This window comes from Halomonas sp. 11-S5, assembly GCF_029889825.1.
GTDB lineage: Bacteria > Pseudomonadota > Gammaproteobacteria > Pseudomonadales > Halomonadaceae > Halomonas.
In genome coordinates, this window is sequence record NZ_JARANW010000007.1 from 16,460 (window position 1) to 43,047 (window position 26,588).

At 65.1% G+C, this 26,588-nt stretch carries 24 protein-coding genes and 2 tRNA genes; 18 read left to right on the forward strand and 8 right to left on the reverse strand.

Annotated elements, in window-relative coordinates; genetic code table 11:
• Positions 1-153 precede the first annotated feature (153 nt).
• Positions 154-681, forward strand: coding sequence for a hypothetical protein (locus OP497_RS07285; protein WP_280547530.1), 528 nt, complete (start codon positions 154-156; stop codon positions 679-681).
• Between the two features lie 534 nt (positions 682-1,215).
• Here OP497_RS07285 and OP497_RS07290 read toward each other — a convergent pair.
• From OP497_RS07290 to OP497_RS07300, 3 genes are all read right to left on the reverse strand, one after another.
• The gene (locus OP497_RS07290; protein WP_280547532.1) at positions 1,216-1,572 is read right to left on the reverse strand and encodes a type II toxin-antitoxin system HicB family antitoxin; all 357 of its coding nucleotides are present in this window, start codon (positions 1,570-1,572) and stop codon (positions 1,216-1,218) included.
• Positions 1,569-1,826: a type II toxin-antitoxin system HicA family toxin gene (locus OP497_RS07295; RefSeq protein ID WP_280547534.1), complete on the reverse strand. Its 258-nt coding sequence runs from the start codon at positions 1,824-1,826 to the stop codon at positions 1,569-1,571. Before OP497_RS07295 ends, OP497_RS07290 begins: the two co-directional genes overlap by 4 nt.
• A gap of 393 nt (positions 1,827-2,219) precedes the next feature.
• The gene (locus OP497_RS07300) at positions 2,220-2,423 is read right to left on the reverse strand and encodes a cold-shock protein (RefSeq protein ID WP_089714596.1); all 204 of its coding nucleotides are present in this window, start codon (positions 2,421-2,423) and stop codon (positions 2,220-2,222) included.
• Positions 2,424-2,713: 290 nt separating this feature from the next.
• Here OP497_RS07300 and OP497_RS07305 point away from each other — a divergent pair, with 290 nt between their 5' ends.
• From OP497_RS07305 to OP497_RS07315, 3 genes are all read left to right on the forward strand, one after another.
• Entirely contained in the window at positions 2,714-2,953 is a 240-nt protein-coding gene (locus tag OP497_RS07305; protein WP_280547538.1) for a hypothetical protein, read from the forward strand.
• Positions 2,954-3,010: 57 nt separating this feature from the next.
• Complete coding sequence (locus tag OP497_RS07310) at positions 3,011-3,334, forward strand: TraR/DksA C4-type zinc finger protein (RefSeq protein WP_280547541.1); 324 nt, start codon at positions 3,011-3,013, stop codon at positions 3,332-3,334.
• 64 nt (positions 3,335-3,398) lie between these two features.
• Positions 3,399-3,992, forward strand: a complete 594-nt coding sequence (locus OP497_RS07315; RefSeq protein WP_280547542.1) for a hypothetical protein — start codon at positions 3,399-3,401, stop codon at positions 3,990-3,992.
• A 4-nt stretch (positions 3,993-3,996) separates the two neighbouring features.
• Here OP497_RS07315 and OP497_RS07320 read toward each other — a convergent pair whose 3' ends face one another.
• Positions 3,997-4,584: a helix-turn-helix transcriptional regulator gene (locus tag OP497_RS07320; protein WP_280547543.1), complete on the reverse strand. Its 588-nt coding sequence runs from the start codon at positions 4,582-4,584 to the stop codon at positions 3,997-3,999.
• Positions 4,585-4,774: 190 nt separating this feature from the next.
• On the opposite strand from OP497_RS07320, the gene gltX reads away from it, so the two are divergent.
• From gltX to OP497_RS07335, 3 genes are all read left to right on the forward strand, one after another.
• Positions 4,775-6,253, forward strand: coding sequence for a glutamate--tRNA ligase (gene gltX / locus OP497_RS07325; protein ID WP_280547547.1), 1,479 nt, complete (start codon positions 4,775-4,777; stop codon positions 6,251-6,253).
• Positions 6,254-6,446: 193 nt separating this feature from the next.
• A tRNA-Ala gene (locus OP497_RS07330) sits at positions 6,447-6,522 on the forward strand.
• A 24-nt stretch (positions 6,523-6,546) separates the two neighbouring features.
• A tRNA-Glu gene (locus OP497_RS07335) sits at positions 6,547-6,622 on the forward strand.
• Between the two features lie 516 nt (positions 6,623-7,138).
• On the opposite strand, the gene gltA is transcribed toward OP497_RS07335, so the two are convergent.
• Positions 7,139-8,425 (reverse strand): citrate synthase, encoded by a 1,287-nt coding sequence (gltA, locus tag OP497_RS07340; protein WP_280547550.1) that lies wholly within the window; start codon positions 8,423-8,425, stop codon positions 7,139-7,141.
• Between the two features lie 445 nt (positions 8,426-8,870).
• Here gltA and sdhC point away from each other — a divergent pair, with 445 nt between their 5' ends.
• The 9 genes from sdhC to sucD all read left to right on the forward strand — a co-directional run bounded on the left by sdhC (position 8,871) and on the right by sucD (position 20,447).
• Positions 8,871-9,248, forward strand: coding sequence for a succinate dehydrogenase, cytochrome b556 subunit (gene sdhC / locus OP497_RS07345; RefSeq protein WP_280547552.1), 378 nt, complete (start codon positions 8,871-8,873; stop codon positions 9,246-9,248).
• Positions 9,242-9,589, forward strand: coding sequence for a succinate dehydrogenase, hydrophobic membrane anchor protein (gene sdhD, locus OP497_RS07350; RefSeq protein ID WP_280547553.1), 348 nt, complete (start codon positions 9,242-9,244; stop codon positions 9,587-9,589). The genes sdhC and sdhD overlap by 7 nt, the downstream gene beginning before the upstream one ends.
• 3 nt (positions 9,590-9,592) lie before the next feature.
• Complete coding sequence (gene sdhA / locus OP497_RS07355) at positions 9,593-11,365, forward strand: succinate dehydrogenase flavoprotein subunit (protein WP_280547554.1); 1,773 nt, start codon at positions 9,593-9,595, stop codon at positions 11,363-11,365.
• A gap of 28 nt (positions 11,366-11,393) precedes the next feature.
• On the forward strand, positions 11,394-12,104 hold the full coding sequence (locus OP497_RS07360) for a succinate dehydrogenase iron-sulfur subunit (protein ID WP_280547555.1): 711 nt from the start codon (positions 11,394-11,396) through the stop codon (positions 12,102-12,104).
• A gap of 222 nt (positions 12,105-12,326) precedes the next feature.
• Complete coding sequence (locus tag OP497_RS07365; RefSeq protein ID WP_280547556.1) at positions 12,327-15,155, forward strand: 2-oxoglutarate dehydrogenase E1 component; 2,829 nt, start codon at positions 12,327-12,329, stop codon at positions 15,153-15,155.
• Positions 15,156-15,196: 41 nt separating this feature from the next.
• The gene (odhB, locus tag OP497_RS07370) at positions 15,197-16,780 is read left to right on the forward strand and encodes a 2-oxoglutarate dehydrogenase complex dihydrolipoyllysine-residue succinyltransferase (protein WP_280547557.1); all 1,584 of its coding nucleotides are present in this window, start codon (positions 15,197-15,199) and stop codon (positions 16,778-16,780) included.
• A gap of 49 nt (positions 16,781-16,829) precedes the next feature.
• Complete coding sequence (gene lpdA / locus OP497_RS07375; protein WP_280547558.1) at positions 16,830-18,269, forward strand: dihydrolipoyl dehydrogenase; 1,440 nt, start codon at positions 16,830-16,832, stop codon at positions 18,267-18,269.
• 139 nt (positions 18,270-18,408) lie between these two features.
• Complete coding sequence (gene sucC, locus OP497_RS07380; protein WP_280547560.1) at positions 18,409-19,575, forward strand: ADP-forming succinate--CoA ligase subunit beta; 1,167 nt, start codon at positions 18,409-18,411, stop codon at positions 19,573-19,575.
• Positions 19,575-20,447, forward strand: coding sequence for a succinate--CoA ligase subunit alpha (sucD, locus tag OP497_RS07385; RefSeq protein ID WP_280547562.1), 873 nt, complete (start codon positions 19,575-19,577; stop codon positions 20,445-20,447). Before sucC ends, sucD begins: the two co-directional genes overlap by 1 nt.
• 111 nt (positions 20,448-20,558) lie before the next feature.
• Here the strand turns inward: sucD and OP497_RS07390 are convergent, their stop codons facing one another.
• From OP497_RS07390 to OP497_RS07400, 3 genes are all read right to left on the reverse strand, one after another.
• Positions 20,559-21,596, reverse strand: coding sequence for a lysylphosphatidylglycerol synthase transmembrane domain-containing protein (locus tag OP497_RS07390; protein ID WP_280547564.1), 1,038 nt, complete (start codon positions 21,594-21,596; stop codon positions 20,559-20,561).
• Positions 21,574-22,692 carry a glycosyltransferase family 1 protein gene (locus tag OP497_RS07395; RefSeq protein WP_280547565.1) on the reverse strand — a complete coding sequence of 373 codons (1,119 nt, stop codon included), beginning with the start codon at positions 22,690-22,692 and terminating at the stop codon, positions 21,574-21,576. The genes OP497_RS07390 and OP497_RS07395 overlap by 23 nt, the downstream gene beginning before the upstream one ends.
• Positions 22,693-22,817: 125 nt before the next feature.
• The gene (locus OP497_RS07400) at positions 22,818-24,758 is read right to left on the reverse strand and encodes an exoribonuclease II (RefSeq protein ID WP_280547566.1); all 1,941 of its coding nucleotides are present in this window, start codon (positions 24,756-24,758) and stop codon (positions 22,818-22,820) included.
• A gap of 234 nt (positions 24,759-24,992) precedes the next feature.
• Between OP497_RS07400 and OP497_RS07405 the strand changes: the two genes are divergently transcribed.
• The gene (locus OP497_RS07405) at positions 24,993-25,796 is read left to right on the forward strand and encodes a Cof-type HAD-IIB family hydrolase (protein ID WP_280547567.1); all 804 of its coding nucleotides are present in this window, start codon (positions 24,993-24,995) and stop codon (positions 25,794-25,796) included.
• Positions 25,793-26,518: a response regulator gene (locus OP497_RS07410; protein ID WP_280547568.1), complete on the forward strand. Its 726-nt coding sequence runs from the start codon at positions 25,793-25,795 to the stop codon at positions 26,516-26,518. Before OP497_RS07405 ends, OP497_RS07410 begins: the two co-directional genes overlap by 4 nt.
• The last annotated feature ends 70 nt before the right edge of the window (positions 26,519-26,588 follow it).

Here is a 26,588-nt window from a genome sequence, read left to right on the forward strand (position 1 = left end):
GTTAATTTTCAAACGATCTGTCTGAATCAGGTTGACAAGTACCGAAAGCAGCCGCATGGTAAAATTGTCAGGCTGTCGCTAAGGACAAGCTCCAAAACTGCGCTATCCTATATGCTTAACGACATCACAACAGACAATTGATGGTAACGACTGATGCCAATTCTACTCCGACTTCTCCTCGTTTTTGTCTTGGGTGGCTTTGCCTGGTACATGGTTGATCAGGATCGACGCGTGACGGAAGCCGTAGAGGCTCAGGAAGCCTTGGCCAACACAGGTTGCACTGTGGCCTCGCCAGTTCCAATGAACGGCGAGATGCTCGTCTCGACCGGTGGTGGTGAGCATAAGTTAACCATTCATAACGCCCCCGGGACCGATGCCGTGGTCAAGCTCAAGGACCGTAATCAGGAAACGGTACTGGCTATGTACGTGAGGGCCGGCGCTACCGCGAGTGCCTCGGTGCCAAGCGGCAGCTTGCAGTTCCAATATGCTACCGGTCGCAATTATAGCAACGACTGCGGACGCTTTCTGCAAGACATGCAAGCGAGTAAGGACCCTGATTACGAAGTTTATGAGACCACCCGTCAGGGTAATTACGTTTACACAAGCGACATGACCTACACTCTAAAGCGTGTCTCCAATGGCAACTTTCAGCCATCGAGCATGAGTAACTCGGCGTTCTAACTCTGGTGAGTAAAATTAGATGTGAGTCCCACGGTGCCGTCCTAAAGGGGGTGAGCCGCCCTTTATGTCGTGGTTACCGTTCAGAGACACCCCAGCACTGCAAAGGACTTACCTCCTTCGCTCTCTACTAAAATGTTATTATTAACGCGGATATCGACTTGGTTAAGTGTATAGTGGACCCTCAAATCAAGACACTGGTTTAAGCTCAAGGCTGGGCGATTTCCAAGGGATGAGTTGCCTAGAGTTTCGTATACACCAAAAGGCCAAAAAGGGCGTTCGTTTAGCAGGGACCGCCGCAGAGATGCACGTCGTGGCAAATGCCCTAATTCCGCTTTAGTGTACCGCTGCTGTACCACCCACGCCTGAAACCCGCGCCATGTGGGCTTTGTTGTCCAATCCATCATGGGTGCCACGGAAAAGGTACGGTCGAGCTGGGGCATTCGATATCACGGGGTATGTGCGGGGAAGGACCGGCATTCTAGCAAGACGGGGTCATTTCTGACCATCTTCGGCGGTCATGGTGGTATCCCGGGCTCAATGTCCTGGGTGCGAACCGTTTTCACCGGCGGCACGGGCGATGGCGTCGGCGGCCCACTGGTTCAGGCTCTTGCCGGAGGCCTGCGCGGCGATGCTGGCAGCGGCGTGCACCTCGGGAGGGATGCGCAGCAGCACCCGGCCGGATGCCGGCTTGAGCGGCTTGCGGCCGGTGGCGCGGCAGTCCTCAAGGTAGTGGTCGACGGCCACATGGAAGGCGTCGGTCAGCTCGGCGACGCTCTCGCCGTGGAAGCTGATGCGGTCGGCGATCCCGAGCACGTGGCCGACGAACACCTCGTCCTCGGCGTCGAACTCGATACGGGCGGTGTAGCCCTGATACTTGATCACGTTGGTCATGGTCTGATTCCTCTCTCGTCCAGCCAGGCGCGCACGTCCTCGACCTGATACTTCTTGGCCTCCTTGCCGGGGTGGGGGCGGTGCAGGTAGAGCCGGCCACCGTCGCCCAGCTCGAAGGCGGCGCGCGACCCGTCGCCTTCCCGCACCTCGCCGCCCAGGGCAACGACAAGCGCCTCGATGTCGGCGAACACGATCCCGCTGGCTGTGGGATGACGATAGACGGCCGCCAGGGTCTTCCGGTGCTTGGTTTTCATTCGACAATGATAGCGCCGGATGATATCAGCGCGCAACGCTCAGGCGTCGCGGCCGATGGCTCAGAGAGGGGAAAACTGTTTCGCGTTGCTGCGAATTTGCTACAGGATGGCTGTAATGCCCGTTATTTCTGGCGTGGGTTCCAATCCATCATGGGGGCCACGGAGAAGGTGCGGTCGAGCTGGAGCATCGGCATCACGGGAGTGTCGGTCGGGAAGGCGGGTATTCTATCAGCACTGGTCAATTTCTGGCCAATGCTGGCAGGGTGATATGCCCGCAAGCCTGGCGGTCCTTGCCTGGTGCACGAAACCCGACATGCAGAAACACCAAGGCCCGCATCAGCGGGCCTTGGTGCTCGGCGTCTTGCGACGCGATAGGTCTGTCTGATCGGCCGATCAGATGACTTCGATGTTCGAAGCCTGCAGGCCTTTCTTGCCCTGAACCACATCGAAGGAGACCTGCTGGCCGTCCTGGAGGGACTTGAAGCCGTCTGCCTTGATCTCGGAGAAGTGGGCAAAGAGGTCATCGCCACCGTCGGTCGGGGTGATGAAGCCGAAGCCTTTTGCGTCGTTGAACCACTTGACTGTGCCAGTAGACATATTCTGTCTCCTTTCGCGCTATGCGCTTGTTACGAATTACCGGGTAATGCCCCGAGTGCTAGTGGGTCAAACAAGGGGATATAACCAGACAACCGAAAGGATTCGACTACTACTGACAATATGCATCTTGCTAACCAACTGGCGCTACAGTGTCACGGTTGGCGCCCGCCGTCAATGCCTTGTGTGATGTTTCCTCCATCCCGACATGGCAGGGGAGGAGGCAGAGGCCGCACCTGGCGTCCTTCGTCCATACTGATCGATATTCACATCACCATCAGGAGGAGCAGAGCATGAGCGGCGATCTCACCGAGCATCAGATGGAGCTGCTGGCCCGCGTGCTGCAGCACGGCGGGGCGCTGGCCGCCCCCTTCGGTCACCCGGGCGAGGACAGCCTGCTGGAGGAGGTAATGGAGGACATCGACGACCTGGAAGCCAGGGGACTGATCACGGTCGATCGGACGCGGGGCAGCGACGCACCCGAGTCCGTCAGCCTTACCCAGGAGGGTTATGACGCCTTGGGCATGGCTTGAGAGAGGGAGCAGGGCGGTGCCCCTTCGGCACTGCCGGCAATGACAGGAGACGACGTCATGGCAGAACGGAAGCAGGAACTGGAGACGTTGCGCGACGAGCTGATCGATCGGTTCGACCGCTACAAGGCCCACAAGGAGCAGCGGGGCGGTCCGCTGGACAAGGACATGGAGGACCAGTCCATCGAGCTGCAGAACGATGACGTGATCGAGGCTCTGCAGCAGGAGGCCGAGGACGAACTGCGCCAGGTAGTGCATGCGCTCAAGCGCATCGACGACGGCGAGGGCGATCTCTGCGAGCAGTGCGGCGAGCCCATCGATGCTCGCCGGCTGGCGGCGGTGCCCTATACCACGCTCTGTCACGACTGTGCCGAGCGGCCCTGAGCGCACGCGTCGTGGCCGAAAATGATGGTAGTCTGGCCTCTCATCGACTGGGCGGGAGGCGTGCATGACAGCGTGGTATCGAGCAATGGGGGCAGGCCTGCTGCTGGTGTGGCTGGCCGGTTGCAATGGTGGCGAGGAGGAGGCCGCGTCCGAGCCGGCCGAGACGAGCACCGCGGCCGAGAGCCGCGAGCCGCCGCCGGAGGCAACGCCCGAGGCACCCGAGGTGCCGCCCTTCGACCAGACGGTAATGATCGATATCTCGTCTCGCCTGGGCAGCGACCGGCGCCTGACGGTGGAGGGTGAGACCAATCTGCCCGAGACGACCCGCTTGCAGGTCATCGTGGAGCGCGAGCTCAGCGGGGTGCGCTGGCGCGAACGCGTGTCGGTGGAGGAGGGTGGCTTCGTGGCCGGCCCCTTCGGGCCCGGCAGCGGGTTACCGGATGGCGGCTATCGCGTCACGGTCGATGTGCAGGAGGGAAGCGTGCAGCCGCGGTCGGTGCGTGAGCGCCTGGGCGCGCAGAATGAGCATCTCAGCGGGCCCCTGGTGCAGCAGTCACGTCATGGCCTGGGGCGGGTGGCCAGCTACAGCCAGCGCTTCCTGGTAGGCAGCGAGACGCGCCGCACCCTCGATCACGTCGAAGTGATGGAAGTGGAGTGATCCCTCACAGCGGCTGGACGCGCCAGTGGGCCACCAGCTTGCCGACCAGGCGGCAGGCCGGGGTCCAGGGCATGGCTTCGTCACTGTTCTCGCGATGGAACATCAGCTCGCCGGTGGCGGCCTGGTCGACCCGGCGGATGGCCAGGGTGCCGTCATCGTCGATGAGATAGAGACCGGGCTGGCGGAAGATGTCGCTGGGGGCGATGGCGACCAGATCTCCCGCGGCGAGGAAGTCGAAGTGCTCGCCCGGGGCGGGGGTGACCAGGTGGCAGTCGCCGTCCCAGCGTTGGCCGGGCACCATCTCGATCGGCAGGTCGATGCCCTTTTGCCGGCCATCCTGCCAGGGCAGCGGCGGGCGGCTGCGCAGGTAGAGCGGCGAGGCCTGAGCGCCCGTTTCCTCGAGCAGCCGCGACAGCGGGCAGTTCAGTGCCTGGGCCAGGGCCACCAGCCGCTCGTGGCCGATCTGCCGGATGGCGCCGGATTCCCAATAGGAGATGGTCACATCGGACACTCCGACCCTGCGTGCCAGGGCCGCCTTGTTGAGCTTGGCCTCCAGCCGAAGTTCCTTGATCCGCGGGCCGAGTGTATCCATTGCAGCATCCTGTGGGTAAATGAGTTGGCTGATCATCTGTGATCGGTTCTTGGCGTGCAAGGGCACGCATCAACGTTAATTCTGCCCTATTCCCGGCCACGGCTGCCCGGCGCCGGCCAGGTGCGTATAATGCGGGCATTCGCCCGCCCGGCAGGGCAAGCCCCACACCATCGACAGGACCAAGGACGACATGACCGTACGAACTCGTATCGCGCCGTCACCCACCGGCGACCCCCATGTGGGCACCGCCTATATCGCCCTGTTCAACCTCTGTTTCGCCCGCCAGCATGGCGGCCAGTTCATCCTGCGCATCGAGGACACCGACCGGGTGCGCTCGACCGCCGAATCCGAGCAGATGATCCTCGACTCGCTGCGCTGGCTGGGGCTGGAGTGGGACGAGGGCCCCGACGTGGGTGGCCCCCATGGCCCGTACCGCCAGAGCGAGCGCGGCGACATCTATGGGGAATATGCTCGTCAGCTGGTCGAGGCCGGCCATGCCTTCAAGTGCTACCGCACCAGCGAGGAACTCGACGAGTTGCGCGAGACCCGCAAGGCCGCCGGCATGCACCTGGCCCTCAAGCCTTCCGATCTCGCCCTGCCCGCTGAGGAGCAGGGGCGCCGGGAGAAGGAGGGCTGGCCCTACGTGGTGCGCATGAAGGTGCCCGCCACCGGCAGCTGCGTGATCGATGACATGCTGCGTGGCGTGATCGAGGTCGACTGGGCCCAGGTGGATGCCCAGATCCTGCTCAAGTCTGACGGCATGCCCACCTACCACCTGGCCAACGTGGTAGATGACCACCTGATGGGCATCACCCACGTGCTGCGCGGCGAGGAGTGGATCAACTCGGCGCCCAAGCACCAGCTGCTCTACGAGTACTTCGGCTGGGAGATGCCGCAGCTCTGCCACATGCCGCTGCTGCGCAATCCCGACAAGTCCAAGCTCTCCAAGCGCAAGAACCCGACTTCCATCAACTACTACCGGCGCATGGGCTTCCTGCCCCAGGCGGTGATCAACTACCTGGGCCGCATGGGTTGGTCGATGCCCGACGAGCGCGAGAAGTTCAGCCTCGACGAGATGATGAGCCACTTCGATATCCAGCGCGTGTCACTGGGCGGGCCGGTGTTCGACCTGGAGAAGCTGACTTGGCTCAACGGCGTCTACATCCGCGAGGAGCTCGACGACAAGGCCTTCCTCGCGGCGCTGATGGAGTGGGCCTTCAACGAGGAGTACGTCAGCCGGATCCTGCCCCAGGTGCGCCCGCGGGTTGAGACGCTCTCCCAGGTGGTGCCGTTGGCGGGTCACTTCTTTTCTGGCCTGCCGGCCATCGAGGAGGAGAGCTTCGACGAGGTCAAGCTCTCCCGCGAGGAACTGCTCAAACTGCTGCAGTTCCTGGTGTGGCGTTTCGAGGGCGTCCCGGCCTGGCACAAGGAGGTGCTGCTGGAGGAGGTCAAGGCGCTGGCCGGCCACTTCGAGCTGAAGATGAAGGCCTTCCTGGCCCCGGTGTTCATCGCCATCACCGGCTCCTCGTCGAGCACCTCGGTGATGGACGCCATGGCAATACTGGGGTCCGACATGACGCGGGCGCGCCTGCGCCATGCCATCGAGGTGCTGGGCGGCGTCTCGAAGAAGCAGGCGAAGCGCTTCGAGAAGGAATACAGAGAGCTGTAAGCCGTAAGCTGTAAGCTTTAAGAAAACCTCGGCAAGGACAGTAGCGACGTTGCCGAGGCCTGGCAGGAGCACCGACATAGGTGATGACCTTCTTCCAGCTTCAGGCTTATAGCTTAAAACTCTCGTGCGAAGCACGAGGGGGTTGACGAAGGCGGGGCTTATCAGTAACCTACGCCCCGTCTTCGAGAGATACGGGGCCTTAGCTCAGCTGGGAGAGCGCGACACTGGCAGTGTCGAGGTCAGCGGTTCGATCCCGCTAGGCTCCACCATTATCTCGCCATCGAGGATGCTGCGTCCCATTCGTCTAGTGGTCCAGGACACCGCCCTTTCACGGCGGTAACAGGGGTTCGAACCCCCTATGGGACGCCACCTTCTCCGCGTTACCCTTTCTCATGCTTTTTCCTGATCAGCAGGCCTGCGTGTTCGCCTGGCGTTTCGACGTGTCCGGATGGCCCGTCGCTGCGGCCTTGGCAATCAGGTCGATATCGGCTTGACATGCCCCTTGACTTGTCCACTTTTCCGTACCCCTCGGGTCGACCTGTGCACAGTCTCGCCGCGAACCCGCATGGTTACTGGCCTCCCGATTTAATTCTTTTATTTCAATAGTTTACAATAGATCAAAAATTGATCAATCTAAGCCGGCCCCGCCTCTCATGGCGATTCTGCGACCTTTTCGAGAGGTTTTTAACAGGCTTATCCACAGAATGTGTGGAAAACGGGCGGCGCCGGAGGAGAGGGCGATTCCGTAATAAAGTCAACCTGAATAAATGAAGGTTCTGGTGTTTCGGTACTAAGCCAAAGAGCGGCCGCCGTGGCCCGAAAACGCGGAAGGCCGCCCTCGGGCGGCCTTCCTGGTGGAGCAGGCGTGAGCGCTGCTGTCGGCGCTTAGCGGGTGGGGTAGTCGCGCTGGGCATGGCCGGTGTAGAGCTGACGCGGGCGGCCGATCTTGTACGGCTCACTGATCATCTCGTGCCAGTGGGAGATCCAGCCGATGGTGCGGGACACGGCGAAGATCACCGTGAACATGTTCTTGGGGATGCCCATGGCCTTGAGGATGATGCCGGAGTAGAAGTCGACGTTCGGGTAGAGCTTGCGCTCGATGAAGTATTCGTCTTCCAGGGCGATCTGTTCCAGGCGCTTGGCGATCTTCAGCTGCGGGTCGTCGGCCAGGCCCAGCTCGGCCAGCACCTCGTCGCAGGTCTCCTTCATCACCTTGGCGCGCGGGTCGAAGTTGCGGTAGACGCGGTGGCCGAAGCCCATCAGCTTGAACGGGTCTTCCTTGTCCTTGGCCTTGTCGACGAAGCGCTGGATGTTCTCCTCGGAGTCGTCGCCGATCTCGTCGAGCATGTTCAGCACCGCCTCGTTGGCGCCGCCGTGTGCTGGGCCCCAGAGGGCCGCGATACCGGCGCTGATGCAGGCGAAGGGATTGGCGCCAGTGGAGCCTGCCAGGCGCACCGTGGAGGTGGAGGCGTTCTGCTCGTGGTCCGCATGCAACATGAAGATGCGGTCCATGGCCTTGGCGTAGACCGGGTTGATCTTGTACGGCTCACAAGGATTGCTGAACATCATGTAGAGGAAATTCTCTGCATAGCTCAGGTCATTGCGCGGGTAGTTGAACGGCTGGCCGATGTTGTACTTGTAGGACATCGCGGCGATGGTCGGCATCTTGGCGATCAGGCGGATGGCGCTGATCTCGCGGTCCTCCTGCACGTTGATGTCGAGGTGGTCGTGGTAGAAGGCGGCCAGGCCACCGACCACGCCGCACAGGATCGACATCGGGTGGGCGTCGCGGCGGAAGCCCTTGAAGAAGTTGTTGATCTGGTCGTGGACCATGGTGTGGTTGGTGATGCGGGACTTGAAGTCGGCGTACTGAGTGTCGTCGGGCAGCTCGCCGAACATCAGCAGGTAGCACAGCTCGACGAAGTTGGATTCCTTGGCCAGCTGATCGATCGGGTAGCCGCGGTGCAGCAGCACCCCCTTGCCGCCATCGATAAAGGTGATCGCCGACTGGCAGGAGGAGGTTGCCATGAAGCCGGGGTCATAGGTGAAGAGGCCTTCGGCACTGAGGCCACGAACGTCGATGACGTCGGGGCCGAGGGTGCCAGAGTAGATCGGCAGATCGATCGGCGTTTCTAGACCGTCTACCGTCAATGTCGCTTTCCTGTCAGCCATGCTGGCCTCCTCTCGAGTTCATGGTGGGACGATAAGTCGTTATTTCGCTGATGGTACCGGCGAAAAGGTTTGCCCACTATAGAAGCGTGCCAGCGATTGTCAATTCCACCATTGTGCGGTCAGTGTTGTACATTAGCCTGTTAAATGGATGGTTGTTGTAGAGAAAATGGTGCTCTGCACCATGGCGGCGCGTCATGGCCCCGGTCAACGCCTCCAGGTGCCTGGGTAAACGCCGCCAGCGCCGAGAAATCGGCCTTCCACCATGGTCGAGTACGTTCTGTGTCCATTTGTCATGGCAGGGGGATGTCCCTATAATCTTAGCGCGCGACTGGCAGGAACCGGTGATCGTGTCCAACTCGGCCACGATCGTGTCCCTTCCCGAAACCACCGCCCGCTCGGGCCTTGTCCGACGACCGAACAGCGGGCCAAGAGAGTGTGTAGAGCCGTGAATAGCAAACGACCCGTAAATCTGGATCTGTCCACGATACAGTTTCCCCTTCCCGCCCTGACGTCGATCGCTCATCGCATCACCGGCGTCATCCTCTTCATCGGCCTGATCTTCGCCTTCTGGGCGCTCGACACGTCGCTCTCCTCGCCGGCCGGTTTCGCGGCCGTGAGTGACACCCTGGCCCACAACTTCCTGGCCAAGCTGATCGCCTGGGGACTGCTGTCCGCTCTGGCCATCCATTTCGTGGCCGGCATCAAGCACCTGCTGATGGACATGGATATCGGCGTGACCCTCGAGGGGGGCGTCAAGAAAGCGCAGATCACCGTGGTGGTAAGCGTGGTCCTGATCATTCTGGCTGGAGTCTGGGTATGGTAACCAACATCACGAATCTCGGGCGCAGCGGTCTCTCCGACTGGCTGCTCCAGCGCGTTTCTGCCGTCATCCTGGCGCTCTATACCCTCTTTATCGTCGGCTTCCTGCTGCTCAGCCCCGGCCTGGACTACGCGGCCTGGAGCGGTCTCTTCACCCAGACCTGGATGCGCATCTTCTCGCTGCTGGCCTTCATCTCGCTGGGTGCCCACGCCTGGGTCGGCCTGTGGACCGTGACCACTGACTATCTCAAGTCGACCGGCGTGCGTATCGCCGTCCAGCTCATCATCATCCTGGCCATCTTCGTGTTCCTGGTCTGGGGCATCACCGTTCTGTGGGGAGCCTGATTCATGTCCACCATGCGTAGCCTGTCTTTCGACGCCATCATCATCGGCGGGGGCGGCGCCGGCTTGCGCGCCGCCCTCGAGCTGGCCAAGTCCGGCAAGAAGACCGCGGTACTCTCCAAGGTCTTCCCGACCCGCTCGCACACCGTCTCAGCCCAGGGCGGCATCACCTGTGCCATCGCCTCCGCGGATCCCGACGACGACTGGCGCTGGCACATGTACGACACCGTCAAGGGCGGTGACTACATCGCCGACCAGGACGCCTCCGAGTACATGTGCTCCGAGGGCCCCAAGGCGGTGTTCGAGCTCGAGCACATGGGCCTGCCGTTCTCCCGCTTCGACAACGGCCGCATCTACCAGCGCCCGTTCGGTGGCCAGTCCAAGGACTTCGGCAAGGGCGGCCAGGCGGCGCGGACCTGTGCCGCCGCCGATCGTACCGGCCACGCCCTGCTGCACACGCTTTATCAGAACAACCTGAAGAACAACACCACCTTCCTCAACGAGTGGTACGCCGTCGACCTGGTCAAGAACGCCAACGGCGACGTGGTGGGCTGCATCGCCATGGACATCGAGAGCGGCGAAGTGGTGCACGTGAAGTCCAAGGCCACCGTCATGGCCACCGGCGGGGCGGGGCGCATCTTCGCCTCCACCACCAATGCCCTGATCAACACCGGTGACGGCATCGGCATGGCGCTGCGCGCTGGCTTCCCGATGCAGGACATGGAGATGTGGCAGTTCCATCCGACCGGCATCTACGGTGCGGGCACCCTGGTGACCGAGGGCTGCCGCGGCGAGGGTGGCTACCTGATCAACAAGGACGGCGAGCGCTTCATGGAGCGCTACGCCCCGAACGCCAAGGACCTGGCCGGTCGCGACGTGGTTGCGCGCTCCATGGTCATGGAGATCCTCGAGGGCCGTGGCTGCGGCGAGAAGGGCGACCACGTCTTCCTCAAGCTGGATCACCTGGGCGAGGACGTCCTCGGCAAGCGCCTGCCCGGCATCGTCGAGCTCTCCAAGACCTTTGCCCACGCGGACCCGGCCAAGGAGCCGATCCCGGTCGTCCCCACCTGCCACTACATGATGGGCGGGATCCCGACCAACGTGCACGGCCAGGCGATCATGCAGGACGCCGACGGCAACGATCAGATCGTGGGCGGCCTGTTCGCCTGCGGTGAGGCGGCCTGTGTGTCGGTCCACGGCGCCAACCGTCTGGGCGGCAACTCGCTGCTCGACCTGGTGGTGTTCGGCCGTGCGGCCGGCATGTTCATCGAGGGCGCCCTCAACGAGGGCATCGAGTACCTCGACGCCTCCGAGTCCGATGTCGAATCCGCCATGAAGCGCATCACGCGCTGGAACGCATCCGAGGGCGGCGAGACCGTCCCCGAGCTCAAGCGCGAGCTGCAGGACATCATGCAGACCTCCTTCGGCGTGTTCCGCGAGGAGAAGAACATGGTCGAGGGCGTCAAGCGCCTTGAGGCGCTGCGCGGCCGCATCGCCAACGCCTACCTGCCGGACAAGTCCACCACCTTCAACACCGCGCGCGTCGAGGCGCTGGAGCTGGACAACCTGATGGAAGTGGCCGAGGCCACCGCCATCGCGGCCCTGGAACGCAAGGAGAGCCGCGGCGCCCACTCCCGCTACGACTACCCGGACCGCGACGACGTCAACTGGCTGAAGCATTCGCTCTACTTCCCGGCCGAGAAGCGACTGGGCAAGCGCGATGTGAACTTCGCACCCAAGACCGTCGACATGTTCGAGCCGAAAATCCGCACCTACTGAGTCCGCACCTACTGAAGGGGTAGTCACGATGTCCAAGCTTCAGGTATCCCTGTACCGCTACAACCCGGAAACCGACTCTGCACCCTACATGCAGGAGTTTCAGGTCGACACCCAGGGCCGCGACCTGATGGTGCTCGACGTCCTGCACCTGACCAAGGAGCAGGACAATGGCCTGGCTTTTCGCCGCAGCTGCCGCGAGGGCGTATGCGGTTCCGACGGCATGAACATGAATGGCAAGAACGGCCTGGCCTGCATCACCCCGCTCTCCGAGGTGGTCAAGGGCAACAAGCTGACCCTGCGTCCGCTGCCGGGCCTGCCGGTCATCCGTGACCTGGTGGTCGACATGGGGCTGTTCTACCAGCAGTACGAGCGCATCCAGCCGTACCTGCAGAACGACCAGCCGGCGCCGGCCATCGAGCGCCTGCAGTCGCCGGAGGAGCGCGACAAGCTCGACGGCCTCTACGAGTGCATCCTGTGTGCCTGCTGCTCGACCGCCTGCCCGTCGTTCTGGTGGAACCCGGACAAGTTCGTTGGCCCGGCCGGCCTGTTGCAGGCCTATCGGTTCCTCGCCGACTCCCGTGACACCGCCACCCATGACCGCCTGGCAGAGCTCGAGGACCCGTTCTCCGTGTTCCGCTGCCGTGGGATCATGAACTGCGTCGCGGTCTGCCCCAAGGGGCTCAACCCGACGCGGGCGATCGGCAAGATCCGTGAGATGCTGCTGGCCGATGCCACTTAAATCGTGGCGTCCAGATTGTTATCATGTCCACCGCTCTCGGGCTGCGGCGAGAAGTCGCAGCCGAGCCCGGTGCGGAGCGTGATGCATGGAGCCGGTGCCCTGGGCACCGGCTCTTGACCATGGAATTCAGGATGCCCTCCCTCCGGTAGGGCACCACCGATGTCGATGCGGTCGAGTCGTGTCGGCGCCGATACCACCCCATCAGTGCAGGGTGACCAAGAGATGCAACAAGGCATAATGGAGTTGATGTGGCGCTCCTCCCACGTGAGTGGTGGCAATGCCCACTATGTGGAAGCGCTCTACGAACAGTACCTCGATGATCCCTCCGCCGTTCCCGACGAATGGCGCCAGTACTTCGACCAATTGCCGCGACCCGAGGGCGGGGCCAGCCACGATGTCCCGCTTGCTCCGATCCGCGAGCAGTTCTACCAGCTGGGCCGTCATCGGCGTACTACCCAGGCCGTTGCCGACAGTGGCGAGAACAAGAAGCAGGTCAAGGTTCTCCAGCTGATCAACGCCTATCGCTTCCGTGGGCACCAGAAAGCCGACATCGACCCGCTCGGCCTGCGCAGCCCCACTCCTGTTCCCGATCTCGACCTCTCCTTCCACCAGCTCTCGAAGGCCGACCTGGATACCGAGTTCCAGACCGGCTCCTTCTTCCTGGGCATGGACAAGGCGCCGCTCAAGGAGATCGTCAATGCCCTGGAGCTGACCTACTGCCGCTCCATCGGCTGCGAGATCATGCATATCGTCGACACCGAGGAGAAGCGTTGGCTGCAGCAGCGCTTCGAGTCGGTGCGCTCGGCACCCAAGTTCAGCCCGGACGTGCGCAAGCACATGCTGGAGCGGCTGACCGCCGCCGAGGGCCTGGAGAGCTACCTGGCCTCCAAGTTCCCGGGGACCAAGCGCTTCGGCCTCGAGGGCGGCGAAGCCTTCATCCCGATGATGGACGAGCTGATCCAGCGCGCCGGCGGCTACGGCACCAAGGAAGTGGTGATCGGCATGGCCCACCGCGGCCGCCTCAACCTGCTGGTCAACATTCTCGGCAAGAACCCTTCGGACCTGATCGACGAGTTCGACGGCAAGAAGGTCATCGAGCGCGGCTCGGGTGACGTCAAGTACCACCAGGGCTTCAGCTCCAACGTCATGACGCCGGGCGGCGAGGTGCACCTGGCGCTGTCGTTCAATCCGTCCCACCTGGAGATCGTTGCCCCGGTGGTCGAGGGCTCGGTGCGCGCCCGGCAGGACCGTCGCGACGACCCGGTCGGCAACAAGGTGCTGCCGATCAACGTCCATGGCGACGCGGCCTTCGCCGGCCAGGGCGTGGTCATGGAGACCTTCCAGATGTCCCAGACCCGTGCCTTCAAGACCGGCGGCACGGTGCACATCGTCATCAACAACCAGGTGGGCTTCACCACCTCGCATCCCCTGGACTCGCGCTCCACCGAGTACTGCACCGACATCGCCAAGATGGTCCAGGCGCCGATCTTCCACGTCAACGGCGATGACCCCGATGCCGTGCTGCATGCCACCCAGGTGGCGCTGGACTATCGCCAGCAGTTCCATCACGACGTGGTCATTGATCTGGTGTGCTATCGCCGCCGCGGCCACAACGAGGCCGACGAGCCCTCCGGCACCCAGCCGATGATGTACAGCAAGATCAAGAATCACCCGTCCTCGCGGGCCCGTTACATCGAGCGGCTGGTCAGCCAGGGGCTGCTCAGCGACGACGACGCCAAGGCGATGATGGAGAAGTACCGCGACGACCTGATGGCCGGCAACCACGTGGCCAACGCCCTGGTGCAGGAGCCCAACAAGTCGCTGTTCGTCGACTGGACGCCGTATCTCGGCCACGAGTGGACCGGCCATGCCGATACCACCGTGGACATGAAGCGTCTGCAGCGTCTCGCCGGCAAGATGTGCGAGATCCCCGACGGGGTCGAGGTGCAGCGCCAGGTGGCCAAGATCTACGACGACCGGCGCAAGATGCAGGCCGGTGGCCTGGCGGTCAATTGGGGCTTTGCCGAGACCCTGGCCTACGCCACGCTGCTCGACGATGGCCACCCGGTGCGCCTCACCGGCCAGGACGTCGGTCGCGGCACCTTCTCCCACCGCCATGCGGTGGTGCATAACCAGAAGGACGGCAAGGCCTATGTGCCGCTGCAGTACATGGCCGACGGCCAGCCGCGCTTCACCATCCACGACTCCTTCCTCTCGGAAGAGGCGGTGCTGGCTTTCGAGTACGGATACGCGACGACCGCTCCCAATCACCTGGTGATCTGGGAAGCCCAGTTCGGCGACTTCTTCAACGGCGCCCAAGTGGTGGTCGACCAGTTCATCTCCTCCGGCGAGACCAAGTGGGAACGGCTGTGCGGCCTGACCATGCTGCTGCCCCACGGCTACGAGGGGCAGGGCCCGGAGCACTCCTCGGCGCGTCTCGAGCGCTTCCTGCAGATGTGTGCCGAGCACAACATGCAGGTCTGCGTGCCGACCACCCCGGCGCAGATCTATCACCTGCTGCGCCGCCAGGTGATCCGCCCGCTGCGCAAGCCGCTGGTGGTGATGACACCCAAGAGCCTGCTGCGCCACAAGTCGGCGACTTCGACCCTCGACGAGCTGGCCCATGGCAGCTTCCAGATGGTGCTCCCCGACCAGGGCAACCTCGAGGCCGGGAAGGTAGAGCGCATCATCCTCTGCGCCGGCAAGGTCTACTACGACCTGGCCAACTGGCGCGAGGAGAACGCCCGCGACGATGTGGCGATCCTGCGCATCGAGCAGCTCTACCCCTTCCCCAAGGAGGAGTTGCTGGAGGCCATCAAGGGCTACACCAATGTGACCGACGTGGTGTGGTGTCAGGAGGAGCCGCTCAACCAGGGCGCCTGGTATTCGAGCCAGCACCACATGCGGGCCGTGGCCGACATGCTGCGTGACGGCCTGGGCGGCAAGCTCAAGTTCGCCGGTCGCCCGGCATCCGCGGCACCCGCGGCGGGCTACATGTCCGTGCATACCGAACAGCAGCGCCAGCTGGTGGAAGACGCCTTCAACCTCTGAGGCGCCCACCGGGACGAGAGAGAACAGACAAGGGATACGACATGGCTACCGATATCAAGGCACCCACCTTTCCGGAATCCGTCGCCGAGGGCAGTGTGGCGGCCTGGCACAAGAAGCCCGGCGACAGCGTCGAGCGTGACGAGCTGATCGTCGAGATCGAGACCGACAAGGTAGTGCTCGAGGTCGTGGCCCCTGAGGCCGGTACCCTCAGCGAGGCGCTGGTGGAAGAGGGCGACACTGTGGAGTCCGAGCAGGTGCTGGGCAGGATCGGCGAGGGCAAGGCCGAGGGCGGAGACAAGCCTGAGGCCAAGAAGGCCGATGCCAAAGCCGACGTCAAGACCGAGAAGAAGGACGACGCCGAGGCCAAGCCGGCCCCCGGCGGCAAGACCCACGAGGTCAAGGCGCCGACCTTCCCCGAGTCGATCCAGGAAGGCACCGTGGCCAGCTGGAACAAGCAGGTCGGTGAGGCGGTCAAGCGCGACGAGGTGCTGGCCGAGATCGAGACCGACAAAGTCGTGCTCGAGGTCGTCGCCCCGGCCGACGGTGCGCTCACCGAGATCAAGGCCGAGGAGGGTAGCCAGGTCACCTCCGAGCAGGTGCTGGCGACCTTCAGCGAAGGCGCCGGCGGTGATGCCGCCCCGGAGACCGGTGAAGGCAAGGCTGCGGCCTCCGCCGACGACGGCGCGAGCGACGAGCAGGTGGGCGACAAGATCCTCGCCCCGGCGGCGCGCAAGCTGGTCGCCGAGCATGACCTCGACGTCAATGCCATCGAGGGCACCGGCAAGGGCGGCCGCATCCTCAAGGAAGACGTGCAGCGGGCGGTGAAGGCAGGCGCCGCGAAGAAAGGGGCCGCGAAGAAAGGGGCCAAGCCGGCCGGCGGTGGCCAGGCTGCGGCCGCCGCGGCCGCTCCGGCAGTGGAAGGCGAGCGCCCCGAGAAACGCGTGCCGATGAGCCGCCTGCGCCAGACCATCGCCAAGCGCCTGGTCCAGGCCCAGCAGACCGCCGCCATGCTGACCACCTACAACGAGGTGGACATGGGCGCGGTGATGGACCTGCGGGCCCAGTACAAGGACACCTTCCTCAAGTCCCACGACGTCAAGCTCGGCTTCATGGGCTTCTTCGTCAAGGCCGCCAGTGAGGCCCTCAAGCGCTTCCCGGACGTCAACGCCTCCATCGACGGCACCGACATCGTCTACCACGGCTACCAGGACATCGGCGTCGCCGTCTCCACCGAGCGTGGCCTGGTGGTTCCGGTGCTGCGCGACACCGACAGCATGAAGATCGCCGACGTCGAGAAGGGCATCGTCGACTTCGGCAAGCGGGCCCGTGACGGCAAGCTCGGTATCGACGAGATGCAGGGCGGTACCTTCACCATCACCAACGGCGGCATCTTCGGCTCGCTGATGTCCACGCCGATCATCAACCCGCCGCAGACCGCGATCCTGGGCATGCACAAGATCCAGGAGCGTCCCATGGCGGTAAACGGCAAGGTCGAGATCCGCCCGATGATGTACCTGGCCGTGTCCTACGATCACCGCATGATCGACGGCAAGGATGCGGTACAGTTCCTGGTCACCATCAAGGAGCTGCTCGAGGATCCGGCACGCCTGCTGCTGGACATCTGAGCCGCGGGACCCACTACGTTCTTCAGCGACAAGCAACGAAGGAGCCAACATGGCTGACAAGTTTGATGTGATCGTGATCGGTGCTGGCCCCGGCGGCTACGTCTCCGCCATCCGCGCCGCCCAGATGGGGCTGAAGGTCGCCTGTGTCGAGAAGTGGATCGGCAAGGAAGGCAAGGTCGTCCACGGCGGCACCTGCCTGAACGTGGGCTGCATCCCGTCCAAGGCGCTGCTCGAGACCTCCCACAAGTTCGTCGAGGCCAAGCACGACTTCGCCGACATGGGCATCGAGGCGGGTGACGTCAACATGGACGTCAAGAAGATGATGGCCCGCAAGGACAAGATCGTGAAGAACCTGACCGGCGGCATCTCCGGTCTGTTCAAGGCCAACGGCGTCACGGCCATCGAGGGCACTGGCAAGGTGGTCTCCTCCAAGCAGGTCGAGGTGACCGACCAGGATGGCAAGGCCACCACCTATGACGCCGACAACATCGTCGTCGCGGCCGGCTCCGTGCCGGTGGAGATTCCGCCGACCCCGCTGAAGGAAGGCCTGGTGGTCGATTCCACCGGCGCCCTGGAATTCCAGGAGACGCCCAAGCGCCTGGGTGTGATCGGCGCCGGCATCATCGGCCTGGAGCTCGGCAGCGTGTGGAACCGCCTGGGCAGCGAAGTCACCGTGCTCGAGGCCATGGATGACTTCCTGCCGATGGTCGATGGGGCCATCGCCAAGGAGACCCAGAAGCTGCTCAAGAAGCAGGGCCTGGACATCAAGCTGGGCGCGCGGGTCACCGGCTCCGAGGTCAAGGGCGAGGAGGTGGTCGTCAAGTACGCCGACGCCGAAGGCGAGCAGGAGATGACTTTCGACAAGCTGATCGTCTGTGTCGGCCGCAAGCCCTATACCAAGGGCGTGATCGCCGACGGCGTGGGCATCGAGACCGACGAGCGCGGCTTCCTCCACGTCGATGACCAGTGCCGCACCAGCGTGCCGAGCGTCTACGCCATCGGCGACTGCGTGCGCGGCCCGATGCTGGCCCACAAGGCCTCCGAGGAAGGCATCATGGTTGCCGACATCATCGCCGGGCACAAGGCCGAGATGAACTACGACGCCATCCCCAACGTCATCTACACCTTTCCGGAAGTGGCCTGGGTGGGCCTCACCGAGCAGGAGGCCAAGGCCAAGGGCATCGAGGTCAAGACGGGCGCCTTCCCGTTCGCCGCCAGCGGCCGGGCGATGGCCAACAACGCCACCGAGGGGCAGGCCAAGATCATCGCCGATGCCGAAACCGACCGCGTGCTGGGCATGCATATCGTCGGCCAGCACGCCGGCGAGATGATCGCCCAGGGCGTGATCGCCCTGGAGTTCGGCGCCAGCGCCGAGGACCTGGCGTTGACCTGCTACGCCCACCCGACCATGTCGGAGGCGGTGCACGAGGCCGCCCTGGCGGTGGAGGGCCATGCCATCCACATGGCCAACCGCAAGAAGAAGAAGTAAGGACAACAAGCGCCACCGGCAGGTGGCGCATCGCTTCCGGCCAAGTATCGGAGGCGAACGGTGGTGACACGGCGACCGCTGCCCAGAGGCCGCGAGCCGCGTCATCGTTCGAGTCACATGCAACCAATGGCATGAATCGATGAACCTTCACGAGTATCAGAGCAAGCAGCTGTTTGCTGACTATGGCCTGCCGGTCTCCAAAGGCTTCGCCGTCGACACCCCCGAGGAGGCTGCGGAGGCCTGCAAGAAGATCGGTGGCGACAAGTGGGTGGTCAAGGCCCAGGTCCACGCCGGTGGCCGCGGCAAGGCCGGTGGCGTCAAGCTGATCAAGAGTCCGGAGGAGGCCCAGGCCTTTGCCGAGTCCTGGCTGGGCAAGAACCTGGTGACCTTCCAGACCGACGAGCATGGTCAGCCGGTCGCCAAGATCCTGGTCGAGACCTGCACCGACATCGCCAACGAGCTCTACCTGGGCGCGGTGGTCGATCGTGGCACCCGTCGCGTGGTCTTCATGGCCTCCACCGAAGGCGGCGTGGAGATCGAGAAGGTCGCGGAAGAGACGCCCGAGAAGATTCTCAAGGCCGAGATCGACCCGCTGGTCGGCGCGCAGCCGTACCAGGCGCGTGAACTGGCCTTCGCCCTGGGCCTCACCGGCAACCAGGTCAAGCAGTTCACCAAGATCTTCCTGGGCCTGTCCAAGCTGTTCCACGACAAGGACCTGGCACTGCTCGAGATCAACCCGCTGGTGGTCACCGACGAGGGTAACCTCCACTGCCTCGACGCCAAGATCGGCCTGGATGGCAACGCCCTCTATCGCCACCCGGACCTGCAGGCGATGCGCGATCCGTCTCAGGAAGACGAGCGCGAAGCCGAAGCGGCCGCCTGGGAACTGAACTACGTGGCCCTGGAAGGCAACATCGGCTGCATGGTCAACGGCGCCGGCCTGGCCATGGGCACCATGGACATCATCAAGCTCAACGGCGGCCAGCCGGCCAACTTCCTCGACGTGGGCGGCGGTGCCACCAAGGAGCGCGTGGCCGAGGCCTTCAAGCTTATCCTCTCCGACGATTCCGTGAAGGCCGTGCTGGTCAACATCTTCGGCGGCATCGTGCGTTGCGACATGATCGCCGAGGGCATCATCGGTGCCGTCGAGCAGGTCGGTGTCAACGTGCCGGTGGTGGTGCGTCTGGAAGGTAACAACGCCGAGCTGGGTGCCGAGAAACTGGCTTCCAGCGGTCTGAACATCATCGCTGCTACCAGCCTGACCGATGCGGCTCAGCAGGTCGTCAAGGCAGCGGAGGGCAAGTAATGAGCATCCTGATCGACAAGAACACCAAGGTCATCTGCCAGGGCTTCACCGGCGGACAGGGGACCTTCCATTCCGAGCAGGCGATCGCCTACGGCACCCAGATGGTCGGCGGCGTGACCCCGGGCAAGGGTGGCCAGGAGCACCTGGGCCTGCCGGTGTTCAACACCGTCAAGGAAGCCGTGGCTGCCACCGGTGCCGAGGCCAGCGTGATCTACGTGCCGGCCCCGTTCTGCAAGGACTCCATCCTCGAGGCCGCCAATGCCGGCATCAAGCTGATCGTCTGCATCACCGAGGGCATCCCGACCCTGGATATGCTCGGCGTCAAGGTGAAGTGCGACGAGCTGGGCGTGCGCCTGATCGGCCCCAACTGCCCCGGCGTGATCACCCCGGGCGAGTGCAAGATCGGCATCATGCCGGGGCACATCCACCAGCCGGGCAAGGTCGGCATCGTGTCGCGTTCCGGCACCCTGACCTATGAAGCCGTCAAGCAGACCACCGACCACGGCTTCGGCCAGTCCACCTGCGTGGGCATCGGCGGCGACCCGATCCCGGGCTCCAACTTCATCGACATCCTCGAGCAGTTCGAGAAGGATCCGGCAACCGAGGCGATCGTGATGATCGGCGAGATCGGCGGCACCGCCGAGGAAGAGGCGGCGGCCTACATCAAGGCCAACGTCTCCAAGCCGGTGGTCTCCTACATCGCCGGCGTCACCGCGCCTCCCGGCAAGCGGATGGGCCACGCCGGCGCCATTATCGCCGGTGGCAAGGGCACCGCGGACGAGAAGTTCGCCGCCCTGGAAGCCGCAGGCGTGAAGACCGTGCGCTCGCTGGCCGAGATTGGCGACGCGCTGAAGGGAGCGACCGGCTGGTAAGCCGTTCACCGGCAGCAGGCGGCAATGCGAGAGGGCACCTTCGGGTGCCCTTTCGCGTATGTGGCTGGCCAACAGCTCGGCTCAGCCGACCATCAACAACTGAGACGACCCTCATGCTCGTCCGGACGAGGTGCGTCGCGTCAGCCGATAGGCCCAGAACAGAAACGCCGGGGCCCCTGCAGCCAGATAAAGGTGGTAGGAGACCAGGCGCCAGACCAGTACCGCGGCGGCGGCCTGTTCGCGCGCCATCAGCGGCAGCAGCAGCCCGCCGACCCCTAGCTCGGCGGCCCCGGCGCCACCGGGCAGAAAGCTGAACTGGCTCGCGGCCATGGCCAGCATCTGGGTCAGGAAGGTCCATAACCAGTCGGCATGCCCTCCGGCGCCCAGCACCGCCAGGTAGAGCAGGCTGTAACGCAGCAGCCAATGTGCCGTGGTGAGCACCAGCATCGCCAGCAGCGTCGTGACGGGGAGTCGCAATGTGGCCCGCAGTGCCTGCCGACATGTCAGTAGGCGGCGGACCAGCCAGCGGCGCCGAGAGCTGCTCAGCCAGCGTGCACCCGGTGCTGCGGTATAGCGTAGTAGTCCTGGCAAGTAGCCCATCGCCAGCGCCACGCCCACGGCCACCAGGGCCAATGCGGCCAGGGCTATCTGGATCAGTGTTTGATGGGGCCACTGGGTGTCGCCCAGCAGGGAGTAGGCCACCAGCCCCGACAGCATGCCGAGGAAGAACAGCAGGTCGCAGCCTTGGTCGAGCAGGAAGACGGCGGCCCCCTTGGAGGCCGGTAGGCCGCGCTGGGCCAGCAGGACCAGCAGGGTGGCCGGGCCTCCGCTGCCCCCGGGCGTGGCACACAGTGCGAACTTGGACGCCAGTTCGATGCCCAGCGCACCACGCTGCCCAAGCCGGCCGGCTCGGCCAGCCAGCATCAAGCGCAGCCGGGCGGCGTTGAGGTTCCAGCAGGCGAATGCCATCAGCAGCATCAGGGCGAGTACGCCCAGCGGGAAGCGCTCGACTGCTTCCAGGGTGCCGGGCCCACCCAGCCCGGAGGTAACCAGGAGCGGCGCCATCAGTGCCAATACGATCAGCAGGCCATGCAGTGGCCGCCAGCGCGGCAAGGAGCGGCGAGAATCAGCCGTTTCGGTGGAGGGCATGGCGCTCGCTGCCGTGATGCAGTTGCCGATAGTGTCCCAGCAGGTCATCGATGACCCGCTCCCAGTCGAAGTGGCGCTCGACGTGTCGGCGGGCATGCCGGCCCATGGCGACAGGGTCATTGAGGAAGAGTTCGTGCACGGCGCGGGCCATGTCGTCGGGATCACGTGGGCGGCAGAGGACCCCGGCACCCAGCGGCACATACTCCTTCAGGGCGCCAGCCCTCGCGGCTACCACCGGTAGCCCGCAGGCCATGGCCTCCTGGGCCACCAGGCCGAAGGTCTCGCGGGTGCCGGCATGCAGCATGGCATCGGCGCTGGCCAGGGCGGTGGCGACTTCGCTGGGTGGGCAGTAGCGGGACACGACGCTGACGTTGTCGGGGACGCGACTGGGCATCCCCGGCCCCATCAGCAGCAGGTGGTAATCGGCACCCAGCCGTTGCATCACGTCGAGCAGCACCTCGATGTGCTTCTCCGGCGAGCGACGACCGGCGAAGACCAGCAGCCGCTGGTGGTCGCCCAGCCCGAGCTTCAGGCGCAGGCCCGGGTCACGGTGCCGCGGGTGGAAGGCCTCGAGGTCGACGCCCAGCGGCTGCACTCGCACCTGTTCCACGCCCCAGTCGGCCAGTCGCTCGGCCATGGCGGTGCAGGGCGCCAGCACGCTGTCGAAGTGGCCATAGAGGTCGCCCACGTAGCGCTGCAGGCGCTGGCGGACACCGGCCCCGAAACGATCGCCCATCAGCCTCGGCAGGTCGGAGTGGAAGAAGCCTACCGTGGGCACCCCCAGGGCCTGGCCGGCGTCCACGGCGGCCCAGGCGGTGACATAGGGGTCGCCGGCCTCGATCAGGTCGGGGGCCATCGTCATCAGGGCATCGCGCCAGGGGCGGCGGCGCAGCGGGAAGCGGTAGCCCTGGCCAAGGGGAATCTGCGGGGCGGGGAGGGTATGCACCCCGCCGAGCGAGCCGCGCTCGGCGCCCGGCACCAGCAGGCTGGTGCGCAGGCCCGGCCGGGCGGCCAGCACGCGATGCTTGGCCTCGAGGTAGGTCCGTACCCCGCCGCTGGCAGGCGCGTGGAACATGGTGACGTCGACGATATGCAAGGAGCCCTCCTGGCGTGGATATGCCCTGCCAGCCTAGGGGGGCCATGCGACAGTTGTGCGACAGCCGCAACGCGAGACGGCGACCCGAGGGTCGCCGTCCAGTGCTGCCTGTCGTTGCCGAGCGGTCAGTCCGCGGGGCGACCCACCAGCGAGCGGGTCTCCTCGCGGGCCTCGGTCAGCATCACGCGGATGACGTCGCCGAGCTTGAAGCGCTCTTCGTCCTCGATCTGGATACGCCCCTCCTTGTCGTCGATCGCCACCTTGTTGCGATCGCTATGCATCAGCGGGGCCGGGATGAAGGCGGTGGCCCCGTTGGCGGTCAGGCGTACTCGCATGCCGCCGCGGTTGACGGCGATGACTTCGGCCTCGAAGGTCTGCTGGGCCTCGGCGGCGGGGGTCAGGTAGCGCACGTAGAGCCAGTCCTTGACGTCGCGCTCGGCCATGCGGTTCAGCCGGCGACGCTCGGTGAGCTGCTCGGTGAGCTGCTGGCTGGCTTCGGCCGGGGCCTGCTCGCCCTTGAGGACCCGCTTGATCAGGCGATGGTTGACCATGTCGCCGTACTTGCGGATCGGCGAGGTCCAGGTGGCATAGGCGGCCAGCCCCAGGCCGAAGTGCGGGCCGGGCTGAGCGGACATGCTGGTGAAGCCCTGGAAACGGCGCAGGCGGGCATCCAGCCAGGCGTCGTCGCGGCCCTCGAGCTCGCGCTTGAGCTCGGTGTAGCGGGGCAGCTCGGTGAGCTGCTCGCGCTCCACCTGGATGTCCTGGCTGGCCAGGAACTCCTGGGCGGCCTCGGCCTTCTCCGGCTCGAAGGCGCGGTGGACGTTGAAGATGCCGTGGCCGACATGCTCGGCGAGCAGGTGCGCGCAGCAGGCGTTGGCGGCGATCATCGACTCCTCGATCATGCGGTTGGCGATGCGCCGATGCTCGGTGCGGATGTCCAGCACGTTGCCGGCCTCGTCCAGGTCGAAGACGAAGTCGGGGCGGTCCTTGAACACCAGGGCGTGGGCCGCCCGCCAGGCACTGCGCGCCTCGGTCATGGCCGCCAGGGCCTTGAGCTGTTCGCCGATCGCATCAACCGGCGCCCAGTCGCCCTGGCCCTCGAGCCAGTCGGAGATCCAGTCGTAGGCGAGCTTGGCATGGGAGCGCGCGGTGGCGGCGAAGAAGCGATAGTCGCCGAGGCTGCCGTCGGCGCCGATCTCCAGGGTGCAGGCCAGCACCGGGCGATCCTTGTCCTCCCACAGCGAGCAGAGGTCATCGGCCAGCTGCTCGGGCAGCATGGTGACGTTCTGGCCCGGCAGGTAGACGGTGAAGGCCCGGATGCGAGCCTCCAGGTCGGCGGCATGCCCTTCCTCCACGTAGGCGGTGGGGTCGGCGATGGCCACCGTCAGCGACCAGCCGCCATCCTCGCGGGAGCGGATGCGCAGGGCATCATCCATGTCGCGGGTCTTCTCGCCGTCGATGGTGAAGAAGGGCTCGGCGGTCAGGTCCTCGCGCGCCAGGCCCTCGTCGCGCAGCGGCCAGTCATCGCCGGCGTCCGGGCACTCCTGCTCCAGGGCATGGCGGGCCAGGGTCACGCGCCACGGCACGGCCGGGTCGTCGGTCTTGGCCACCAGCTCGTCGATCTGGGTGAAGAAGGCGCGGTCGTCGGGCTTGAGGGGGTGGCGCACCAGGCGGGCCACCACCCAATCGCCGTCGGCGATGCTCGCCTCATCGAGGCTGCGCTTGATGCGGGCCTTGAGGGCGGTCTTCATCGAGGGGTGATCGGGAATCACCGCCAGGCGCCCGTCGCGCTTCTGCACCCGGGCGATGAAGCGTTGCATGCCGGTCTCGATCAGGGTGTCGGGCTCGACCGAGGTCTTGTCACCCTCCTCGTGGAGGATGGCCCCGACGCGGTCGCCATGCAGCACCAGCTTCATGGCGGGGGGCGGCACGAAGTAGGAGTTGCCGTCGTCGGTCTCGAGGAAACCGAAGCCCCTGTCGGAGGCCTTGATCACGCCCTCGACGCGAGGGGTGTTGGAGCGGATCTTTTGCTTGAGCTGGGCAAGAGCCGAGTTGTTCTGCAGCATGGTCACGATCGGTTGGCGAGTAGGGGGATTACTATACGGATTCGCGACCCCAGCGCCAAACGGCGTACCGGGGCACCAAACGGAATCAGTCGCTTGCGATGGCGCCCCGGCCAGATGCGCGGTGGTGGCGCCCGCCGCACGCACCCCGGGGCAGGTACGCTCGGCACCGGGCAGAGAAGACAGGCGGGGGCGCCTTCGGTAGCCTTGAAGGCTTCACGACATGCGGAAGGCTCCATGACCCCACGACTGATCGTCTCCGACCTCGACGGCACCCTGCTCGGGGCCGACCATGACCTGCACCCGACGACCGTCGACACCCTGCGGGCCCTGGCCGGGCAGGGCCACCACCTGGCGTTTGCCTCGGGCCGCCACTTCCGGGACATGCAGCGCTTCCGCGAGCGCCTGGGCGTGCCGGTGCATGTGATCAGCACCAACGGCGCCTATCTCCACGACAGCGAGGATCGCCTAGTCAGTGCCCGCCACCTGGAGGCCTCGCTGGCCCGGGCGCTGATTGCCTTGCCGCGCCCCCCCGAGGTGCGCCTCAACCTCTACCACGAGCACGAGTGGCTGATCGATGCCGAGGCGCCTGGCTTGCTGGCGCTGCATGCCCATACCGGCTTCGGCTACCGGGTCGCCGACCCCGCTGAGCTCGACGGCGAGGGGGTCGGCAAGGTGCTGTATATCGGCGACCCGGGCGAGGTCAGGCGGCTTGCGGCGACGATCCGCGCCCGCCATGGCGAGCGGCTGCACCTGACCTGGTCGATGGCCACGTCGCTGGAGATCATGGCCGAGGGCGTGAACAAGGGCACCGCCCTCGCCGCGCTGCTCGAGCGCCTGGGACTCGGCTCCGAGGCGTGCCTGGCCTTCGGCGACAACCTCAACGATACCGAGATGCTCGCCCTGGCCGGCGAGGCCCATATCATGGCCAACGCCCATCCCGAGCTGGCTGGCCGGGTTCCCGGGGCCGAGTGCATCGGCCATCACGATGACCAGGCCGTGGCCGCGCGGCTGCTCGAGCGCTTCGGGGGCCGGGGATGACCACGACGCCCGTGACCCTGATCGTGGTCGACGACGACCCCGAGATCCGCGAGCTGCTGGCCGATTACCTGGGGCGCCACGGCTATCGCGCGCTGACCGCCCAGGACGCCCCGGCGCTGCGCGCGCTGCTGGTTGACGAGACGCCGGACCTGCTGGTGGTGGACCTGATGCTGCCCGGTGACGACGGCTTCACCCTCTGTCGGGAGCTGCGTCGCGACAGCGACGTGCCGATCATCATGCTGACCGCCAGCGCCGACGAGACGGACCGCATCCTGGGCCTCGAACTGGGTGCCGACGACTACCTGGGCAAGCCCTTCAACCCTCGCGAGCTGCTGGCGAGGATCAAGGCGGTACTGCGTCGCGCCCGGGCCGGCCAGGGGCCGCCCGCCCCGGCCGAGGCCCGCGTGGTGGCGTTCGGCGACTGGCGGCTGGATCGCCTGACCCGCGCGCTGATCGATACCCACGGCCAGCAGATCCCGCTCTCCGGTGCGGACTTCCAACTGTTGCAGGTGTTCCTCGCGCATCCCGAACGGGTGCTGTCGCGGGAGGACCTCTACGTGCTGACCCGCGGGCGTCCGTCGCCTCCCCTGGACCGTTCCATCGATGTGCATGTGTGTCGCCTGCGCCAGCGCCTCGGCGAGGATGCCCAGCACTCCCAGCTGATCCGCACGGTGCGCGGCGCGGGCTATGTGCTCACCGCCCGGGTCGAGGCCCTGCCGTGACCACGCAGAGCCGCTGGCGGCGGCTGCGCCGGCGGCTCTCCCGTGGCCTGCCGGGTACGCTGCGGGGGCG

Excerpts from the sequence above, each read along its gene's own strand:
- sdhD (WP_280547553.1), top strand. The coding sequence starts at position 9,242 with ATGGTAACCAACATCACGAATCTCGGGCGCAGCGGTCTCTCCGACTGG.
- gltX (WP_280547547.1), top strand. The coding sequence starts at position 4,775 with ATGACCGTACGAACTCGTATCGCGCCGTCACCCACCGGCGACCCCCAT.
- OP497_RS07295 (WP_280547534.1), bottom strand. The coding sequence starts at position 1,826 with ATGAAAACCAAGCACCGGAAGACCCTGGCGGCCGTCTATCGTCATCCC.
- OP497_RS07360 (WP_280547555.1), top strand. The coding sequence starts at position 11,394 with ATGTCCAAGCTTCAGGTATCCCTGTACCGCTACAACCCGGAAACCGAC.
- OP497_RS07300 (WP_089714596.1), bottom strand. The coding sequence starts at position 2,423 with ATGTCTACTGGCACAGTCAAGTGGTTCAACGACGCAAAAGGCTTCGGC.
- lpdA (WP_280547558.1), top strand. The coding sequence starts at position 16,830 with ATGGCTGACAAGTTTGATGTGATCGTGATCGGTGCTGGCCCCGGCGGC.
- OP497_RS07310 (WP_280547541.1), top strand. The coding sequence starts at position 3,011 with ATGGCAGAACGGAAGCAGGAACTGGAGACGTTGCGCGACGAGCTGATC.
- sucC (WP_280547560.1), top strand. The coding sequence starts at position 18,409 with ATGAACCTTCACGAGTATCAGAGCAAGCAGCTGTTTGCTGACTATGGC.
- sucD (WP_280547562.1), top strand. The coding sequence starts at position 19,575 with ATGAGCATCCTGATCGACAAGAACACCAAGGTCATCTGCCAGGGCTTC.
- OP497_RS07400 (WP_280547566.1), bottom strand. The coding sequence starts at position 24,758 with ATGCTGCAGAACAACTCGGCTCTTGCCCAGCTCAAGCAAAAGATCCGC.
- OP497_RS07290 (WP_280547532.1), bottom strand. The coding sequence starts at position 1,572 with ATGACCAACGTGATCAAGTATCAGGGCTACACCGCCCGTATCGAGTTC.
- gltA (WP_280547550.1), bottom strand. The coding sequence starts at position 8,425 with ATGGCTGACAGGAAAGCGACATTGACGGTAGACGGTCTAGAAACGCCG.
- OP497_RS07410 (WP_280547568.1), top strand. The coding sequence starts at position 25,793 with ATGACCACGACGCCCGTGACCCTGATCGTGGTCGACGACGACCCCGAG.
- OP497_RS07405 (WP_280547567.1), top strand. The coding sequence starts at position 24,993 with ATGACCCCACGACTGATCGTCTCCGACCTCGACGGCACCCTGCTCGGG.
- OP497_RS07390 (WP_280547564.1), bottom strand. The coding sequence starts at position 21,596 with ATGCCCTCCACCGAAACGGCTGATTCTCGCCGCTCCTTGCCGCGCTGG.
- OP497_RS07285 (WP_280547530.1), top strand. The coding sequence starts at position 154 with ATGCCAATTCTACTCCGACTTCTCCTCGTTTTTGTCTTGGGTGGCTTT.
- OP497_RS07320 (WP_280547543.1), bottom strand. The coding sequence starts at position 4,584 with ATGGATACACTCGGCCCGCGGATCAAGGAACTTCGGCTGGAGGCCAAG.
- OP497_RS07315 (WP_280547542.1), top strand. The coding sequence starts at position 3,399 with ATGACAGCGTGGTATCGAGCAATGGGGGCAGGCCTGCTGCTGGTGTGG.
- odhB (WP_280547557.1), top strand. The coding sequence starts at position 15,197 with ATGGCTACCGATATCAAGGCACCCACCTTTCCGGAATCCGTCGCCGAG.
- OP497_RS07305 (WP_280547538.1), top strand. The coding sequence starts at position 2,714 with ATGAGCGGCGATCTCACCGAGCATCAGATGGAGCTGCTGGCCCGCGTG.
- sdhA (WP_280547554.1), top strand. The coding sequence starts at position 9,593 with ATGTCCACCATGCGTAGCCTGTCTTTCGACGCCATCATCATCGGCGGG.
- OP497_RS07365 (WP_280547556.1), top strand. The coding sequence starts at position 12,327 with ATGCAACAAGGCATAATGGAGTTGATGTGGCGCTCCTCCCACGTGAGT.